The organism is Runella sp. SP2 (assembly GCF_003711225.1).
Lineage (GTDB): Bacteria > Bacteroidota > Bacteroidia > Cytophagales > Spirosomataceae > Runella.
This window is the reverse complement of record NZ_CP031030.1, coordinates 2,568,734-2,585,455: the sequence shown is the minus strand read 5'-3', so window position 1 is coordinate 2,585,455 and position 16,722 is coordinate 2,568,734. Positions and strand designations below refer to the sequence as shown.

At 44.7% G+C, this 16,722-nt stretch carries 10 protein-coding genes; 8 read left to right on the top strand and 2 right to left on the bottom strand.

What is annotated here, in order from left to right; translation table 11 throughout:
* Positions 1–42 precede the first annotated feature (42 nt).
* Positions 43–711 carry an ABC transporter ATP-binding protein gene (locus tag DTQ70_RS10920; RefSeq protein ID WP_122930831.1) on the top strand — a complete coding sequence of 223 codons (669 nt, stop codon included), beginning with the start codon at positions 43–45 and terminating at the stop codon, positions 709–711.
* Between the two features lie 11 nt (positions 712–722).
* Positions 723–3,257: an ABC transporter permease gene (locus tag DTQ70_RS10915; RefSeq protein WP_122930830.1), complete on the top strand. Its 2,535-nt coding sequence runs from the start codon at positions 723–725 to the stop codon at positions 3,255–3,257.
* A gap of 124 nt (positions 3,258–3,381) precedes the next feature.
* On the opposite strand, the gene DTQ70_RS10910 is transcribed toward DTQ70_RS10915, so the two are convergent.
* Together DTQ70_RS10910 and DTQ70_RS10905 are read right to left on the bottom strand one after the other, a co-directional pair.
* Complete coding sequence (locus tag DTQ70_RS10910) at positions 3,382–4,812, bottom strand: TlpA disulfide reductase family protein (RefSeq protein ID WP_122930829.1); 1,431 nt, start codon at positions 4,810–4,812, stop codon at positions 3,382–3,384.
* 111 nt (positions 4,813–4,923) lie between these two features.
* Complete coding sequence (locus DTQ70_RS10905) at positions 4,924–6,306, bottom strand: FAD-binding oxidoreductase (RefSeq protein WP_122934362.1); 1,383 nt, start codon at positions 6,304–6,306, stop codon at positions 4,924–4,926.
* Positions 6,307–6,485: 179 nt separating this feature from the next.
* Here DTQ70_RS10905 and DTQ70_RS10900 point away from each other — a divergent pair, with 179 nt between their 5' ends.
* The 6 genes from DTQ70_RS10900 (at position 6,486) to DTQ70_RS10875 (ending at position 16,652) form a co-directional block, all read left to right on the top strand.
* Positions 6,486–7,925 carry a GntP family permease gene (locus DTQ70_RS10900; protein WP_122930828.1) on the top strand — a complete coding sequence of 480 codons (1,440 nt, stop codon included), beginning with the start codon at positions 6,486–6,488 and terminating at the stop codon, positions 7,923–7,925.
* A 46-nt stretch (positions 7,926–7,971) separates the two neighbouring features.
* Complete coding sequence (garD, locus tag DTQ70_RS10895) at positions 7,972–9,555, top strand: galactarate dehydratase (RefSeq protein WP_122930827.1); 1,584 nt, start codon at positions 7,972–7,974, stop codon at positions 9,553–9,555.
* A 184-nt stretch (positions 9,556–9,739) separates the two neighbouring features.
* Complete coding sequence (locus tag DTQ70_RS10890) at positions 9,740–10,408, top strand: RNA polymerase sigma-70 factor (RefSeq protein ID WP_122930826.1); 669 nt, start codon at positions 9,740–9,742, stop codon at positions 10,406–10,408.
* A 44-nt stretch (positions 10,409–10,452) separates the two neighbouring features.
* On the top strand, positions 10,453–11,454 hold the full coding sequence (locus DTQ70_RS10885) for a FecR family protein (RefSeq protein WP_122930825.1): 1,002 nt from the start codon (positions 10,453–10,455) through the stop codon (positions 11,452–11,454).
* 492 nt (positions 11,455–11,946) lie between these two features.
* On the top strand, positions 11,947–15,036 hold the full coding sequence (locus DTQ70_RS10880) for a SusC/RagA family TonB-linked outer membrane protein (protein ID WP_122934361.1): 3,090 nt from the start codon (positions 11,947–11,949) through the stop codon (positions 15,034–15,036).
* Between the two features lie 65 nt (positions 15,037–15,101).
* Positions 15,102–16,652, top strand: a complete 1,551-nt coding sequence (locus tag DTQ70_RS10875; protein WP_122930824.1) for a SusD/RagB family nutrient-binding outer membrane lipoprotein — start codon at positions 15,102–15,104, stop codon at positions 16,650–16,652.
* Positions 16,653–16,722 lie beyond the last annotated feature (70 nt).

The following is a 16,722-nucleotide window of genomic DNA, read 5'->3' as shown; positions in this document are numbered from 1 at the left end:
TCCTCCTCCAATGACCAAAAGCGTTGCGCGAAACCAAACAATATGGCAAATATACTGCAACTTGAACACGTAGCGAAGGTATATCGTAGTGGAAACCGTGAACTCAAGGTACTTGATGATATTAACTTTTCGGTAGAAGCAGGAGCTACCCTCTCCATCGTTGGCCCTTCTGGAAGTGGAAAAACAACGCTGCTTGGGCTCTGTGCGGGACTCGACCGTGCTACTTCGGGAAGTGTCGAACTAAACGGAATTCGCCTTAACAACCTCAATGAAGACCAGCTCGCCGATGTTCGTAATCGGTACGTTGGCTTTATTTTTCAAAACTTTCAACTCTTACCTACCCTCACTGCCCTCGAAAATGTGATGGTTCCCCTCGAACTTCGCGGAGAGAAGAACATCAAAAGTCGGGCGATGGACTTGTTGGATAAAGTTGGGTTGGCCGAACGGGGACATCACTATCCTACCCAACTCAGCGGTGGCGAACAACAGCGGGTGTCGTTGGCAAGGGCGTTTTCTAACCAACCTCAAATTTTGTTTGCCGACGAACCTACGGGTAACCTCGACGCCGAAACAAGTGAAAAGGTCGAAAAACTACTGTTTGACCTTAACAAAGAAGCAGGCACGACGTTGATTTTGGTGACGCACAACTTGGAATTAGCCGCAAAAACGCAGCGTATTATCCGAATCAAAGGAGGAAAAGTAAATGGTTAATAAGAAAAAGCATGAACAATAACATAAGTTGGCTTTTGAAAATGGCTTGGCGCGATAGTCGGCGAAATTATTCGAGATTGTTGCTGTTTGTATCGTCCATTGTCTTGGGCATTGCAGCATTAGTAGCCATTTATTCTTTGGGGTATAATTTGCGGGAAAATATTGATAGTCAAGCAGCTGAATTATTGGGTGCGGATTTGGAATTATCCGATAATCAGACACCAAATGATAAAATGCAGGCCCTGATGGATTCGCTAAAAGGGCAAAAGTCGAAGGAAATGAGTTTTGCTTCGATGATTTATTTTCCCAAAAATAGCGGAACTCGTCTAGCGCAAATTCGGGCTTTAGAAGGGGATTTTCCTTACTATGGAACCCTTGAGACTGAACCACTTGCTGCCGCCAAAGAGTTTCGTACGCAACAAGCCGCCTTGGTAGATCAAACCTTAATGTTGCAATACCAAGCCCAAGTAGGAGATTCTATCAAAGTGGGTGAAATGACTTTTAAAATTGCGGGTATTCTTAAAAAAGCCCCAGGTCAAACGGGAATTGCGGCTACGGTTGCACCGTCGGTCTATATTCCGTTATCGTTTTTGGAAAAGACCAAATTGGCACAAAAAGGGAGTCGTATAGTTTATCGTTATTATTACAAATTTGCTCCAAAGACAAATATTGAAGCTTTAGTAAAGAAAATTGAACCCAAGCTTGAAAACGAAAACTACAATTTCCGAACCGTTGAAAGCCAAAAAGAAGACACAGGTCGCTCGTTTCGTGATTTAACTCGATTTTTGAGTTTGGTGGGGTTCATTGCGTTGTTGTTGGGGTGTGTGGGTGTCGCAAGTGCGATACACATTTATATCCGTGAAAAAATCAATTCCATTGCCATTCTTCGTTGCTTGGGAGTAAAAGCGTCGCAGGCATTTTTGATTTACCTCATTCAAATTTCGGGGATTGGCCTGTTGGGTTCTCTATTGGGGGCAGCGCTGGGAGCAGGGATTCAGCAATTTTTACCGCTCGTTCTCAAAGATTTTTTACCCTTCGAACTAGCCACTTCACTTTCGTTTACGGCTATCGGCCAAGGGGTGCTATTGGGCGTAATTATTTCTAACTTATTTGCGCTTTTGTCGTTGATTTCAATTCGTAAAATTTCGCCTCTCAATGTATTACGGGCATCGTACGAGCAATCGGGCCTGGGAAAAGACCCACTCAAATGGCTGGTGTATGCGTTGATTTTGGCATTTGTGTTTGGCTTTACGTGGCTGCAAATGAAGCGTTGGACCGATGCGGTGGCATTTACCGTTGGGGTTACGTTCGCCTTTTTGCTGTTGTTGGGAATGGCTACGCTTTTGATGTGGTTAGTTCGTCGATTTTTTCCTTCTTCATGGAGCTACTTGAGTCGGCAGGGGTTGGCCAATTTGTATCGTCCCAACAACCAAACAGCCATTTTGATGGTGTCTATTGGCCTTGGTACCATGTTTATTTGTACCCTTTTGTTTGTCCAAAACCTGTTACTAGACCGAATCAAGCTATCAACCGACGGTGATCAGCCTAATATGGTGCTTTTTGATATTCAAACACCTCAAAAACAGGCTGTAATGGAGGTGGTAAAAAGTCAGAAATTGCCAATTTTACAAAACGTTCCCATTGTTACGATGCGGTTAGAACAACTCAACGGACAAACTTCTACCGAAGCCCTTAAAGACACAACAAACAAACGTTGGCGTGGATTGTTTAGTCGGGAATACCGCGTAACATTCCGTGATTCGCTCATTTCGACTGAGAAAGTGGTGAAAGGAAAGTGGATAAGTGAAGTAAAAGATGTGAGTCAACCTGTACCTATTTCGTTGGAAGATGGTTACGCCGAACGAAATACCATCAACATCGGTGATACGCTTTTGTTCAACGTCCAAGGAATGATGCTTACTACCGTTGTGGCTAGTTTGCGTGATGTGGACTGGGCAGGTGTACAAACCAATTTTCTGGTACTTTTCCCCAAAGGCGTGTTGGAAGAAGCACCTCAATTTCACGTTTTGCTCACGCACGTACCCAACACGACGGTTTCTGCGCAGTTTCAACAAGCGATGGTACGACAGTTTCCTAACGTGTCGATGGTTGATTTAGGATTGATACTGACCGTTTTAGACGATATTTCAACCAAAATTGGCTTTGTCATTCGTTTTATGGCTGGTTTTAGTATCCTGACTGGGCTGATTGTTCTGATTGCCTCGGTGCTGATTTCCAAATACCAACGGATTCAAGAAAGTATTTTGCTGAGAACGTTAGGCGCAAGTCGTCGCCAAATATTGATAATCACAGCGTTAGAATATTTATTTTTGGGGACACTGGCGGCTTTTACGGGAATTTTACTGGCATTAGTAGGCAGCTGGGCATTGGCGACGTTTAGTTTTGAGATGACCTTTAATCCAGTTCTTTGGCCCGTAGGAGTAGTGTTTTTAACGGTTACTTTTTTGACAGTTTTCATTGGCCTTGCCAACAGCTGGGGTATTCTCTCACGTTCTCCTTTGGAAGTACTGAGACAGGATGTGTAGGTACAAACGTTTTGTTTCTCCGAAACCAACATTGCTTCGGAGAAATAAAAACGTTTGTAGAAATAAAATGAGGCAAACCAATGCTCGCTTCGGAGAAGCGCAACCTTTGTGAAACAAGCTCCCCTTATTTTAACAACGCTCGAATTTCTCCTTCCACTTTACCAGACGATGGGCGGGAGGCGGTGGCGGTAATAATTTTACCCTCTTTGTCAATGAGGAAGTATGCAGGAACACCGCTCATTTGATATGCTTTATAAAGTTTAGAAACCTCCGTATCGTCCGAAATATTGATATGTGTGCCTTTAAATGCGGGGTCTTTTTCTAAAAAATTCTTCCAATTTGTACTTTTGCTATCAATAGAGACGTATAGAAACACCACGTCATCCTTCTCCGAAAACTTTTGTTGAATTTCCTTTGCTTTTGGTAATTCTTCTACACAAGGTCCGCACCAGGTCGCCCAAATATCTGCATAGACAATTTTACCCTTTAAATCGCTCAAAGAGACCTTCTTTCCATCAGGAGTAACGCCTGTAAAATTGGGGGCGGCAGCACCCTTTGAAATAGTAATCCATTTTTGGTACTTTTTGTCAAGGGGTAACTGATAAATGGAATGAGAATATTCCTTTTTAAATGATTCATAAACTGACATCGTACCGCTAGTTAATCCTTGATTGAGTGCATCATAAATATTGATTGCCAATAAACACTCTGTCATTGCTTTGGAGTAATTACCATTTTTAATCATTTTCTCAAGCATTTCGGGAAACGCTGCATAGGGTATTTTTTTTCCATCAGGAGTTTTTTGAGCCAGCAGTGCAAAACATAAATTGTCGTAATATTCTTTCAAAACCCAGCCATAGTAAGAATACTTGGCGTTGAGGAAATCATCATCCAATGGAATTTCACCGTACACTTTTTCTAAAAATTCAGGGATGGACATTCGCCCTTCTGTTGTGTTATAACGGGCCGAAATATAGTTGTGTTTAAAACTTAAAGGGATGATTTGGTTACTGATTTCCAGTAATTTAGAAGTTTTTTCGGGCAGAGGATATTTTTGGATAAAGCTTTGATGGAACTCATCCAAAGCATTTTTCATTTTATTCAAAGAATTGGTAAATTCTTCGGGAGCAAATTCATTGATTTGTTTACCCCCAACGTTGAAGTGCTTATTGAAAACACTACTTGATTCCTCCAAATAATTATTGGCCTCAGCTCCTTTACCCGAAAATTGGATCGAAGTCGCCTTATCATTGGTTTCCACAATTACCTTTAGGTTGTCGTCGGGAGAAAGAAAACAAGTGAATTGGAATTTTTCAATGGTTAATTCGGCAAATGTTGGTTGATTGAGGTGAAAGTTTAGGGAACCATCTCCTTGCGCATTGAGTGATGTTCTGGCGACGGTGTCACCTCCTGAAATCAAATTGGAGATTATCAAGTAAGCTACCGCATTGTTTTTTTGTGGTGATTGAATATGAATTGATACATTCGGCAGCTGCGCGTGAGTAAAGAAAGTAAAGATGAAAAAAAAGAAAATGGAAGTGGATAAAATTTTCATAGGAGTAAAGGTTTAGTTTTAGTAGAAACGAAAAGGTTAATACTAAATTGCTATCTTGATAAGAAATAGAAAGACTTATAGACGTTTTGTCTATCTACAACCTTTATAAAATTAAACTACTTTTCCAGGATTCAAAATACCTTTGGGGTCTAGTGCTTGTTTGAGAGTACGCATAAGGGCTAGTTCTTCAGGTGTGCGGCTGAGGTGAAGCCACGGTTTTTTTTCGAGACCAATACCGTGTTCGGCTGTAATCGAACCACCGATTTTTTGAAGAGGTAGAAATACGATTTCTTCCACGCGGTGGCGAGTTTCGGGGGTGTTTTCTCCGCAGCTTACAAATAAGTGCAAATTTCCATCGCCCATGTGACCAAAACTGTAGAAATGAACTTGTGGCCACACCGCTTTAAGGTTGTGGATGACGGTGTTAATGTAGGCTTCCATGTCAGTGATGGGCAAACTCACATCAAACAAAAATACAGGTTGGTGAACTTGAAAAATAAAGTCAACTTTTTCGCGTATTCCCCAAAACCAGTCCAGCTCTTGTTGAGATTGTGCCAAAGTGGCGTCTTCGATAAGGCCATTTTCGAGCGATTGTTCCAATAAATTTTGAAAATGAACTTCGTCTGCTTCTTGATTTTGGCCTAATGCTTCCATCAATACATAATAAGGATAATCTTGGGGAAGAGGCGGCGTAAAACTAGAGGGAGGTGAGGTCATCAAACGGTAATAGTCTTGCCAGATGATTTCAAACGTGGTGAGTTTATTGGCCAATTCACGCTTGGCGGTTTGCAGAAATGCGATTGCTTTGTCGAAGCTGGAAAGGCCAATAAGCGCCGTATTTTTACTTTTGGGGGCATCTTCTAGTTTCAAAACAGCTTTGGTGACGACCCCGAGCGTTCCTTCTGACCCAATGAACAAGTGCTTTAAATCGTAGCCAGCGTTGTTTTTGAGCATTTTATTCATCGAAGAAATAACCGTACCGTCGGCCAAAACTACTTCCAAGCCCAAGACAAGCTGACGCATAACTCCATATCGAAGCGCCTGCAAACCTCCTGCATTCGTTGAGATATTGCCGCCAATCATACAACTCCCTTTGGCACCTAAGTCCAGCGGAAACAACAAACCTGCTTCAGCAACGACCTTTTGCAAATCGTGTAAAATCACGCCCGCTTGTACCGTAACTGTTTTGTTTTGAAGGTCAATTTCCTCAATGACATTCATTCGTTCGAGACTCAATGCCACGTCGTTGGAGGTAGTGGTCACGCCCCCAACCACGTTTGTCAAACCACCGTGCGGTACTACGGTTTGGCCGTATTCATTACAAAGTCGTAGGATTTTCGCCACATCGTCGGTGGTATTGGGACGCGCTAATGCTTTGCACGAAAGGTTGTCGGTCGATAACCAACGGCTTGCGGGGCGTTCGGTAGCTTCGATTGGGGGTAAAATGGCGTCTTTTCCAACTGCTTGAGTGAGGAGGTCAACAATGGAGGTCATGAGGAAAGGTTGGTTTTGTGAAATTTTAAAGTAGAAACCCCAAACGTTTTTACTTACTACAGGTGTAAAAAGAGGGTACGTTGACAACGTTCCCGATAACGATTGCGTGAAAAAATACAAATTAATCTTTGTTTGGTTTTATAAATGTTAGTAGTGTTGTTATCCTTAACTTAAATAACATGTTAGATCCTGTACTCATTTTGCTCGTTGGCGTGGTGATTGTTGTCGGTGGTATCATTGGTTTTAAATTGCATCCATTTTTGGCACTTTTGTCTGCGGCGTTGGTGGTTGCATTGCTTACACCCGAGGCGGCGATTGAACAATTTTATCTGGCCAAAGGCATGTCGGCTGCCGAGGCGTTGAAACAAGCGCATAAAAGCGTAGGTGAACGTATTGCCACCGAATTTGGAAATACCTGCGCTAAAATTGGTATTTTGATTGCGATGGCAGCTATCATCGGAAAGTCGATGCTAGACAGCGGAGCCGCCGAAAAAATCATTCGTGCCATGCTGAAAGTGACAGGCGTGAAAAATGCACCCGTTGGGTTTATTCTGAGCAGTTTCTTTTTGACGATACCCGTTTTTGTTGATACAGTTATCTTTTTAATGATGCCTTTGGCCAAAGCGATGGGAATGCGTTTGGGTAAAAATTATCTTTTGCTGGCGTTGTCGGTCATTGCGGGTGCCGTTATGGCCAATTCTTACGTTCCTCCTTCGCCTGGGCCGTTATTTCTCATTGGTGCGTTAAACGTTCCCATTGGGTTAATGATGGTTTGCGGCACTTTATTAGGGCTTTGTACCATTACAGTAGGTTACCTTATTGCGCTGTATCTCAATAAAAAATACGATATTCCCTTGCGTGATGCGCCCGATGCCCGTTTGGAAGACATTGCAGCCATTGCCAACAAAGATGACAAAGAACTACCTGCTTTGGGATGGGCGCTGCTTCCTGCGGTGTTTCCATTGGTAACTATTTGTGTGCGCTCGGCGGTGGAGGCATTTAAAATTCCGCACGAAAACTTATCGCCTTTTAGTCAAGGATTTATGGATGTACTGATGTTCTGTGGAGATAAAAACATCGCCATTTTTATGGGGGCTTGTTTTGCGCTTTACGTCTTGGCAGGCCAGAAAAAAACAACAAAAGACAAACTGACGGCCTTCACCCAAACGGCTTTGATGAGTGGTGGAGGTATTATTTTGATTACAGCCGCTGGTGGGGCTTTTGGTGGAATGTTGCAGCAAACAGGTATTAGTCAGCGCATTGCCGACATGACAAAAGATTATCAAATGGCGCTTATTCCGTTGGCATTTTTAATTACGGCAGTGGTGCGTACGGCCCAAGGTTCAGCGACGGTAGCGTTGATTACGGCTTCGGGGATACTGGCTGGAATGGCCCAAAATGCCAATTTAGGTTTTCACCCCGTTTATCTGTGCTTGGCCATCGGAAGCGGGGCAAAACTAATTCCGTGGATGAACGACGCAGGTTTCTGGATTATGTGTAAAACCTCTAATCTAACCGAGCAAGAAGCCCTCAAAACCATTGCCCCTATGCAAAGTTTGATGGGATTGGCGGGGGTACTTTTGACAATGATAGCAGCTTGGTTGTGGCCAATGGTGTAGCAGCCCCCACCCCCTAATGGGGGAGTTTTAATATATACATCAGAAAATGAAAAACACTATTATAGATACTCAAACTTCCCCAATAGGGACTAGGGGGCTAGTTATCAAAACCTCGCCCAATGACAACGTAGCCATCGTAGCAATTCCTTCGGGACTGAAACGTGGAAGCATTGTCATGGGTACAACGGTTTTAGTAGAAGATATTCCGATGGGGCATAAAGTAGCCCTCCAAACCCTCAAAATAGGCGATGAAGTTCGGCGTTATGGACAAGTAATAGGCTATGCGACCCGAACCATTGAAAAAGGTAGCTGGGTCAATGAGGGAAATATCAGTTTGCCCGAACCTCCCAAATTGGAAGATATTAAGTACAAACCAGTTTTACCTCCTGTTGAGATAAATGATAAATTGCAAGCTCAATTAAGGAAGGCGTCTTTCATGGGCTACCGAAATGCTGATGGTAGTGTAGGTACAAAAAATGTATTGGCAATTACCACGAGCGTACAATGCGTGGCAGGTATTACCAATTTTATCGAAAATAAAATACGAAAAGAATTGCTGCCTTTGTATCCTAATGTCGATGACGTAGTGGCGTTTAATCACAGTTATGGATGTGGCATTGCAATTGATGCTCCTGGCGCAATTGTGCCGATTCGAACCATCAAAAACATTGCACAAAATCCCAACTTTGGCGGCGAAGTGATGATTATTGGCCTTGGTTGTGAAAAACTTAGACCAGAAAAAATAGCACCCCTATCGGGGGACGGGGGGCTGTCTATTCTCTATCTCCAAGATGAGCGTTTTGAGGGTTTTTATGAAATGGTGGACGGGATTATGGAAATGGCAGCAACGCACCTGAAAAAACTCAATCAACGCCAGCGTACCCGATGTTCAGTAGCGGATTTGGTGGTGGGGATGCAATGTGGTGGAAGCGACGCTTTTTCGGGCTTGACGGGCAATCCTGTGTCAGGCTTTGCCGCCGATTTGATTGTGAAAGCGGGAGGAACGGTGTTTTTTTCGGAAGTGACCGAAGTCCGCGATGCCATACATTTGTTGGTGCCAAGGGCAATGGATGAAACCGTTGCCCAAAAACTCAAAGACGAAATGGCGTGGTACGACAATTACCTCTACCAAGGTCAAGCCGACCGCAGTGCCAATACAACTCCAGGAAATAAAGGTGGAGGACTAAGTAACATTGTCGAAAAAGCATTGGGTTCGGTTGCCAAGTCGGGGACGAGCCCGATTGTGGATGTGGTTTCTCCAGGAGAAAAAGTAAGAAAGAAAGGACTAAATTTTGTCGCAACGCCTGCTTCTGATTTCGCTTGTGGTACGCTGCAATTGGCCGCAGGGATGAACATGCACGTATTCATCACGGGGCGCGGCACTCCTTATGGACTTAACATGGTACCCGTAATAAAAGTAAGTTCTAACTCAAAACTCGCCAACCGTTGGCACGATTTGATTGATTTCGACGCGGGACCCGTTGCTTTTGGCGAAAAAACCATAGAAGAAATGGGTTGGGAATTGTTCCACTTGATTTTGGAAGTGGCCAGTGGAACCAAAAAAGTAGCAACAGACAAATTGGGTTTATACAACGACTTAGTACTCTTTAACCCTGGGCCTTTGACTTAGTGTTGGGTTTTCTGTTTCCTGTTTTGGGTTTACGGTTTGCCTTATAATCTCTTATATTTCTTATATGGTTACAAAATAAGCCCACGCTATTCTAAATAAAATTCAAAAAAATAAAAATATTTTTCAATTCTTGTAAGGAAGTATTCGTGCGAACTTGTCTTTAGAGAAAGTACACCATAGCACGATGAAGCAGGTCAACAATAATTATATTGAAACCAAGGGTACTCCTATTACCACACCATTATCTTCTTCCGACGATAAAAAAGTCGTGGAGTTTGATGACGAATTGTTTATCCGAAAAACCTTTGAGACCAATGCGCGGGAAGGAATGGCCTTGCTTTACAAACGCTATTACCAACCCCTTTGTACCCACGCGGTGAAGTACGTTGGTTCGCGAGAAACGGCTGAAGATCTTGTCTCTGAAATTTTTTATCAACTGTATGCCAACAAAACATTTGGCGACATTACTTCCTCTTATCGGTTTTACCTATTTCGGGCTGTTCGCAATAAAGCGTATAACTACCTCCGTTGGGATTTGAGCCGCAAAGCAGACCTGCTCGAAGCCGCCCAAAAACCGATGCTCGACGAATATCAGCCTGACCATATCAGCCAATTTGAAGAACTGTACCACGATGTGGAAGAAGCCGTGAATAAATTACCGATTGAGCGGCGAAAAATTTATTTGATGCGAAAATTTGAAGGGAAAAAGTACCAAGAGATTGCGGATGAGCTGAACCTTTCAGTGAAAACAGTGGACGTACAGCTTCACCGAGCCAATCAGTACGTTCGTGAGTTGCTCAAGGGGAAGTGGCTTCTTTCGGAAGTTTTAGTGGTGTTTGGCCTCATTTTTTAACCAACAACTTCGCGAAAGTGGAGTTCCCAATCTTTTATACATCAATGAACGTGGAAATAACGAAACAATTTATATTCAGCTATTTATCTGGAAAATCATCGGCTTTGCAGAAGCAAATGATTGATGACTGGGTAAAGAAGGAAGGCAACGAAGAGTTGTTTTACAAATGGCTGTTTGAATACGAACACCAAAATCCGCAGTACCTCACGGATGTCGATGCGGGCTTGGAACGATTTAGCCAATGGGCTGACCAAGTTGACGAAAACCCTGATTCTGTGGCTCGCACGGAGTATGAAGAGGTAGTAACGCGACAAATGACTTGGAAGCGGTGGGCAGTTGCAGCTTCTTTGGTGGGTGTGTTGGCGACAGGATGGTTGTACCAAGATTCGTTTTTGTTTAAAACTTATCGTACCGCATTTGGAGAAACCCAAACGATAACCCTGAGCGATGGTACACAAGTAATTCTTAATGCAAATTCAGCCTTGGAAGTCCCCAGATTTGGTTTTGGAAAGAAAACACGTCAGGTGCAACTAACGGGAGAAGCGAATTTTTCGGTAACGCATACCATTGATAACCAACGATTTGTGGTAAAAACTGAGAAAGGGGTAGAGGTAGTTGTTTTGGGAACAGAATTTTCGGTTTATGCCCGCCGCAAAGAAGCCAAAGTGGTGTTGAACAAAGGCAAAGTTCAGTTGCGCTACCAAGAAGGGACAACGCAAAAAGAGCTAATGATGAAGCCTGGAGAGTTGGTGACGTTTGACCAAAGCAACCACCTAAAAAAAGAAGTTACCGAGCAACCTGAAAAATACACGGCATGGAAAGAGCATCGCTTTGTGTTCGATGATACAACCTTGGAAGAATTTGTCCGAATTATGGCCGATAACTACGGTTTAAAAGTAATTATCGCCGACGATTCCCTGTCCCAACGGACGCTTGTGGGGTCGTTTCGGGCCAATAATGCCGACGAATTGCTTGAAATTGTTTCTGAAATATTTGACCTCCAAATCACCAAAGTGGGTGATACCGTACTTCTTACTGATAAATAATAGACCCAAACCTGTGTTATAATGAAGACAAACCTACAAAAATCAAGTTGGGTAGGTAGTTTACTACTTGCCTTGTTGCTCTTTGGGCGGCCAAGTTGGTCGCAGCAGGTGTATGCCAAAGCGTATAAACTCGCGCCAAAACCCGAACAAAAATCGGCTCCTGAAACTCAAAAGTTAAAAGGAGTTTTGAGCCAACTTAAAAGCTACTATCGCGTTGATATTCTTTTTGAAGGCGGGCTTGTAGATGGACTTGTTGTACCCGCTGACCTTGTTGATTACAAAGCCTCATTGGAGTCGAACTTAGAAAAGGTCTTGAAAGTTTCGGGACTGAACTACAAGAAGGTAAAAGAAGGGGCTTACGTGATTTTGGAAACAAAAAAGTCAAAAAAAACGGCGGAAGCTGACGCCCGATTTCAAGAAAGCATCATTGCCCCCCAGCTCACCGAAAAACCCTTGACGGCAGAGGTTTCGGTGGTAAGAGCCGTAGAAAAAATGGAGTTACTGGCCGAACTCATTAAGGGGAAAGTGTCCGACGAAAAGGGCGTAGGTTTGCCAGGCGTAAGTGTCTTGATCAAAGGAACGCAGCGCGGTACTACCACCAACGTTGATGGGGCGTATCAACTGGAAGTGCCCAACAACGCGTCGGTGCTGGTTTTTAGCTACGTCGGATACGAAAGTAAGGAAGTCATCGTGGGCACGCAAACGGCCATCAACATTTCGCTAGTACCCGAAAGTAAGTCGTTGGGTGAGGTGGTTGTGACGGCCTTGGGGATAAAAAAACAAGCAAAAAGTGTGGGTTATGCGACCGCAACGGTAGGGACAGACGAAATGACAGTCAACCGTACTGCCAATTTTATGAATGCGTTGCAGGGTAAAATGGCGGGGGTAAATATCACATCGTTGGGGTCTGGACCCGCAGGTACGAGCAAAATTCGTATTCGCGGGCAATCGTCGTTTGGAGGAAATAATTCTCCTTTGATTGTGGTCAACGGTGTGCCCATCGACAATACCAACAACGGCGCGCGCGGTGATGTTTCCGAAAGAGGAAGCAACCGTACCTCCGACGGTGGTGACGGCTTGAGTAGTATCAACCCTGATGACATTGAGTCGATGACAGTTTTGAAAGGTGCGGCGGCTTCGGCCTTGTATGGCTCTCGTGCCAAAGACGGCGTTATTATGATTACGACCAAAAATCGTGGTTCGGGCTCGGGCGTTTCTTTGACTTATAATTCCAATTTTACGTCCGAAACTCCCTTGGATTACACCGATTATCAATATGAATACGGTCAAGGTGAAAACGGCTTGCGTCCAACGGCGGCCTTCCCTACGTCGGGACAGTGGAGTTTTGGAGAAAAATTCCAGCCTGGAATGACACAAGTTTTGTTCGACAACATCACCGTTCCGTATGAGCCACAGCGGAATCAAATTTCACAGTTTTACCAAAAAGGATATACTTGGACCAACACCATGACGCTATCTTCTGGAGGTGAAAATGGAGGATTTAGCCTTTCGGTATCTAACTTAGACAACCGCACCATTCTCCGAAATTCGGGCTATCACCGTCGGACAATCAACCTTGGTTTTACCCAAACGTTTGCCAAAAAACTGACCGTTTCGGGAAACGTTAATTACTCAAACGAATACCGTAAAAATCCCCCAAACATTGCCGAACAAGATTACAGTCCCGTGATTATTTTCAACATGGCAAATTCGATGCCGCTCGATTTATTGGAAAAAAATGCGGAAGATGCCAACGGAAACGAAGTGGTTTGGTCACGATTTACGAACCGTACTAACCCTTATTTTGCGCTTAAACGCTTTGATAATATTCGGAATGACCGTGTTTTTGGCAACCTAACTGCGCGTTATAACTTTACTGATTGGTTGTTTTTGCAAGGTCGGGTTGGGCAGGATTACTATTCGAGAGAGCAAGATTATAACCTCCCAACGGGTACGCAGCGACAACCTGCCGCTCCCGCAGGTTTTGTAAATGGACAATTTGTACAAGATGCGCGTAGTGTACGTGAACTTAATGCCGATTTCTTGTTGGGGGCTAATCGTACGTTTGGGGTCATTGGGATGAACGTGAACGTGGGAGGCAACCAAATGTATCGCCGAATCAGCCGCCACAATGTATTTGTGCAAGATTTTTATACCAGAAACCTATATACCGTTGGAAACGGTCGTTTGCGTGATGCCACGTACGATTTTTCTGAGCGTCAAGTGAACTCCCTCTATGCGTCGGCTGAGGTGTCGTACAAAGATTATTTGTTTTTGAACGGAACCGTACGCAACGATTGGTTTTCAACGTTGTCGCCAGCCAACAGAAGCATTTTGTATCCATCTATTACCGCAAGCTTTGTGTTTTCACAAGCCTTTGCGACGAAGTTGCCCACTTGGATTAATTTCGGAAAAATCAGGGCTGCCTACGCCGAAGTGGGTAGTGATACCGACGTGTCGCCCTATGCTAACAACCTCTTTTACAGCATCAACGCGCAGCAGTTTCCTTCGCCAACGGGCGTTGCCCAGCCTTTGGGAACAATCAGTGGCAGTACCGTACCGAACCCTAACTTACGCCCCATGCGCGTCTCAGAGAAAGAGTTTGGCTTGGAGTTGAAGTTGTTTAATAATTTCTTGGGACTTGATTTTACCTACTACGACAAACTGTCTTCTGACCAAATTTTGCGGGCGCAGACCTCCAATGCAGGGGGGTACTTAACGCAACTTATCAACGTAGGCCAAAGCCAAAACCGAGGTGTCGAAATGTTGGTGACACTTAACCCCATTCGGCGTGAAGACCTCACTTGGAGCCTTATTTTGAACGCGGCGTATAACAAAACCAAAGTGCTGGATTTGGGAAGCGGCGTGAGCGATAACATGATTACCGTCGGAACGGGTGAATTTACGGGTGAGTTGCGCCAGGTGGTGGGGCAACCAATGGGGCAGTTGTTCGGATTTGGTTACCTCCGCGACGCCCAAGGCCGCCAAGTATTTGACGCGGGCAATGGCCGTCCACTTCGTACTGCTACCCAAATTCCGTTTGGCAGCGCCTTACCACTTTGGGTAGGTGGAATCACCAATAGTTTCAATTTCAAAGGCGTAGAGCTATCGTTTTTGATTGACTTTAAATTGGGTCATAAGATGATTTCTGGTACCAACCACAACGCGTGGCGTCATGGTTTGCACAAAGCCACGTTGGTAGGTCGGGCGGAGAATTTCGTCATTGGAGACGGCGTAAATCCGAACGGTGAGGTGAATAAAACCAAGTCGGTTGTTCAGGCATTTTACGAAACGGTACGCTCGCAAAACATCGCCGAAGAGTTTGTTTACAACGCAGGGCTTTGGCAGCTACGCCAGATTTCGTTGGGTTATGATTTGAGCAAATTGTTGCCCGCCAACCGTCGATTTGTTAAAGGAATCCGCCTCAATGCCGTCGCTAACAACGTAGCGGTCATCAAAAAATGGGTGCCAAACATTCACCCAGAGCAGTTTGGATTTCCGTCGGATAACCTCGTGGGTCTCGAAGCTACGGGACTACCGATTACCAGAAACATTGGCTTTAACTTAAATGTGAAGTTTTAAGCTCCCAAACCCCCGATGGGGGCTTATTCCTAAGCTTTCGGGGAAACAATAAAAGGATACAAACAATGAAAAATATAATCAGAAAATTGGCTTTTTCGCTCCCTTTTTGGACGACAATCGTTGTTGGAGTGGGGGGCTTGGTTGGCTGCGATAAAGGGTTTGATGAAATGAACGTAAACCCCATTGCCCTCACGGCCGTTGACCCTGGCTATCAACTCAATACGGCCATTGTCAATACGGCACCTGCCTACGGGAACTTGAGTTACGAAACGACCATCGTCAAGCAGATGATTACGCCCTTTAGCGGGCAAGGGTCGGCGGCGAATTTTAACCAAGACAATCGCGGGGTAGCGTCGGGTAATTGGAATACGTATTACCAAACCAACATCAAAGAACTGACAGATGCTCTAGCTAAAACCAAAGATATCCCTGCGCGCTCGAACCTCTACAATATGATTCGGATTTGGCAGGCGTATTCGTTCATGATTTTGACCGATACCTACGGCGATATTCCCTATACTCAAGCAGGCCGAAATTATTTGGAAGGCATTTCAACGCCTGTTTACGACACCCAAGAGTCGGTGTATATGGCGATTCTGAGTGAATTAGACGGTGCTTCGGCTGCTCTGGATGCCTCTAAAGCCAGAGCAACTACCGATTTGTTGTACGATGGAGACGTCACCAAATGGAAGCGATTGGGGTATTCACTTTTGTTGAGAGCGGCCATGCGTTTATCAAAGGTAAACCCAGCAAAAGCGGCAGAATACGTCGCGAAGGCCGTGACGGGTGGGGTGATGCAATCCAACGCAGACAATGCGATCATTCGTCACAATGCGAGTTTTACCAATCCTATTGGTTCACAACTCAACGGGGGGCAGTCGGCGTTCTTTTACCTTTCCGAAGATTTTGTGGAGTATTTGAATAAAAATAATGACCCGCGCTTAGCCTCGATTGCGGTGCGCTACGTGGGTGCAACCAGCGGTGCCCAGCAGGTGGAGTCGCGGGCCAATCGTACGTCTGCGGTTCAGATTGGGGCTCCTCAAGGCTACGACAACACGACAATAAGCACCGCCGTTGCCGCTAAAAAACTGGCAAGTTTGTGGGATTATAGTCAATTGGATCGTACGCGTATGGGCGGCTTAACGGCGCCTAGCTTTTTGGTGACCTATGCCCAAACCCAACTGTTGTTGGCAGAGGCGGTGTATCGGAAATGGACAACGGGCGATGCCGCCACACTGTATGCCAACGGGATAAAGGCCAACATGCAGCAATATGCGAGTTACGGTGCAAATACGGCTATTGCCGACGCGGCGATAGATACGTACGTGAAAGCGAATCCGTTAGCCGTTGGAAAAGAGTTGGAGCAAATTAATACGCAATACTGGGTGGCAACCTTCCTGAATGGCCCTGAGTCGTGGGCAAACTTCCGAAGAAGCGATTTCCCCGTGTTAACACCGAATACGTATCCTGGGAAAGACCTTAAAACGGAGCCATTTATTCGCCGTTTGACTTACACCGATGCCGAGTTGAATGTCAATAAAGTAAATGTCCAAAAGGCCATCGACCGTCAAGGTCCTAACTTGTTGGATACCCGCATCTGGTGGGATAAAAAATAAGAATCTTTATGATTTTACTTGCAAAGTTCAACCTCATCCCTAACCCTTCCGCTCGGGCGGCCCCGTCCTT

Coding starts and splice junctions, on each gene's coding strand:
- DTQ70_RS10890 (WP_122930826.1), top strand. CDS start 9,740: ATGAAGCAGGTCAACAATAATTATATTGAAACCAAGGGTACTCCTATT.
- DTQ70_RS10905 (WP_122934362.1), bottom strand. CDS start 6,306: ATGACCTCCATTGTTGACCTCCTCACTCAAGCAGTTGGAAAAGACGCC.
- DTQ70_RS10885 (WP_122930825.1), top strand. CDS start 10,453: ATGAACGTGGAAATAACGAAACAATTTATATTCAGCTATTTATCTGGA.
- DTQ70_RS10875 (WP_122930824.1), top strand. CDS start 15,102: ATGAAAAATATAATCAGAAAATTGGCTTTTTCGCTCCCTTTTTGGACG.
- DTQ70_RS10915 (WP_122930830.1), top strand. CDS start 723: ATGAACAATAACATAAGTTGGCTTTTGAAAATGGCTTGGCGCGATAGT.
- DTQ70_RS10880 (WP_122934361.1), top strand. CDS start 11,947: ATGGAGTTACTGGCCGAACTCATTAAGGGGAAAGTGTCCGACGAAAAG.
- DTQ70_RS10920 (WP_122930831.1), top strand. CDS start 43: ATGGCAAATATACTGCAACTTGAACACGTAGCGAAGGTATATCGTAGT.
- DTQ70_RS10900 (WP_122930828.1), top strand. CDS start 6,486: ATGTTAGATCCTGTACTCATTTTGCTCGTTGGCGTGGTGATTGTTGTC.
- garD (WP_122930827.1), top strand. CDS start 7,972: ATGAAAAACACTATTATAGATACTCAAACTTCCCCAATAGGGACTAGG.
- DTQ70_RS10910 (WP_122930829.1), bottom strand. CDS start 4,812: ATGAAAATTTTATCCACTTCCATTTTCTTTTTTTTCATCTTTACTTTC.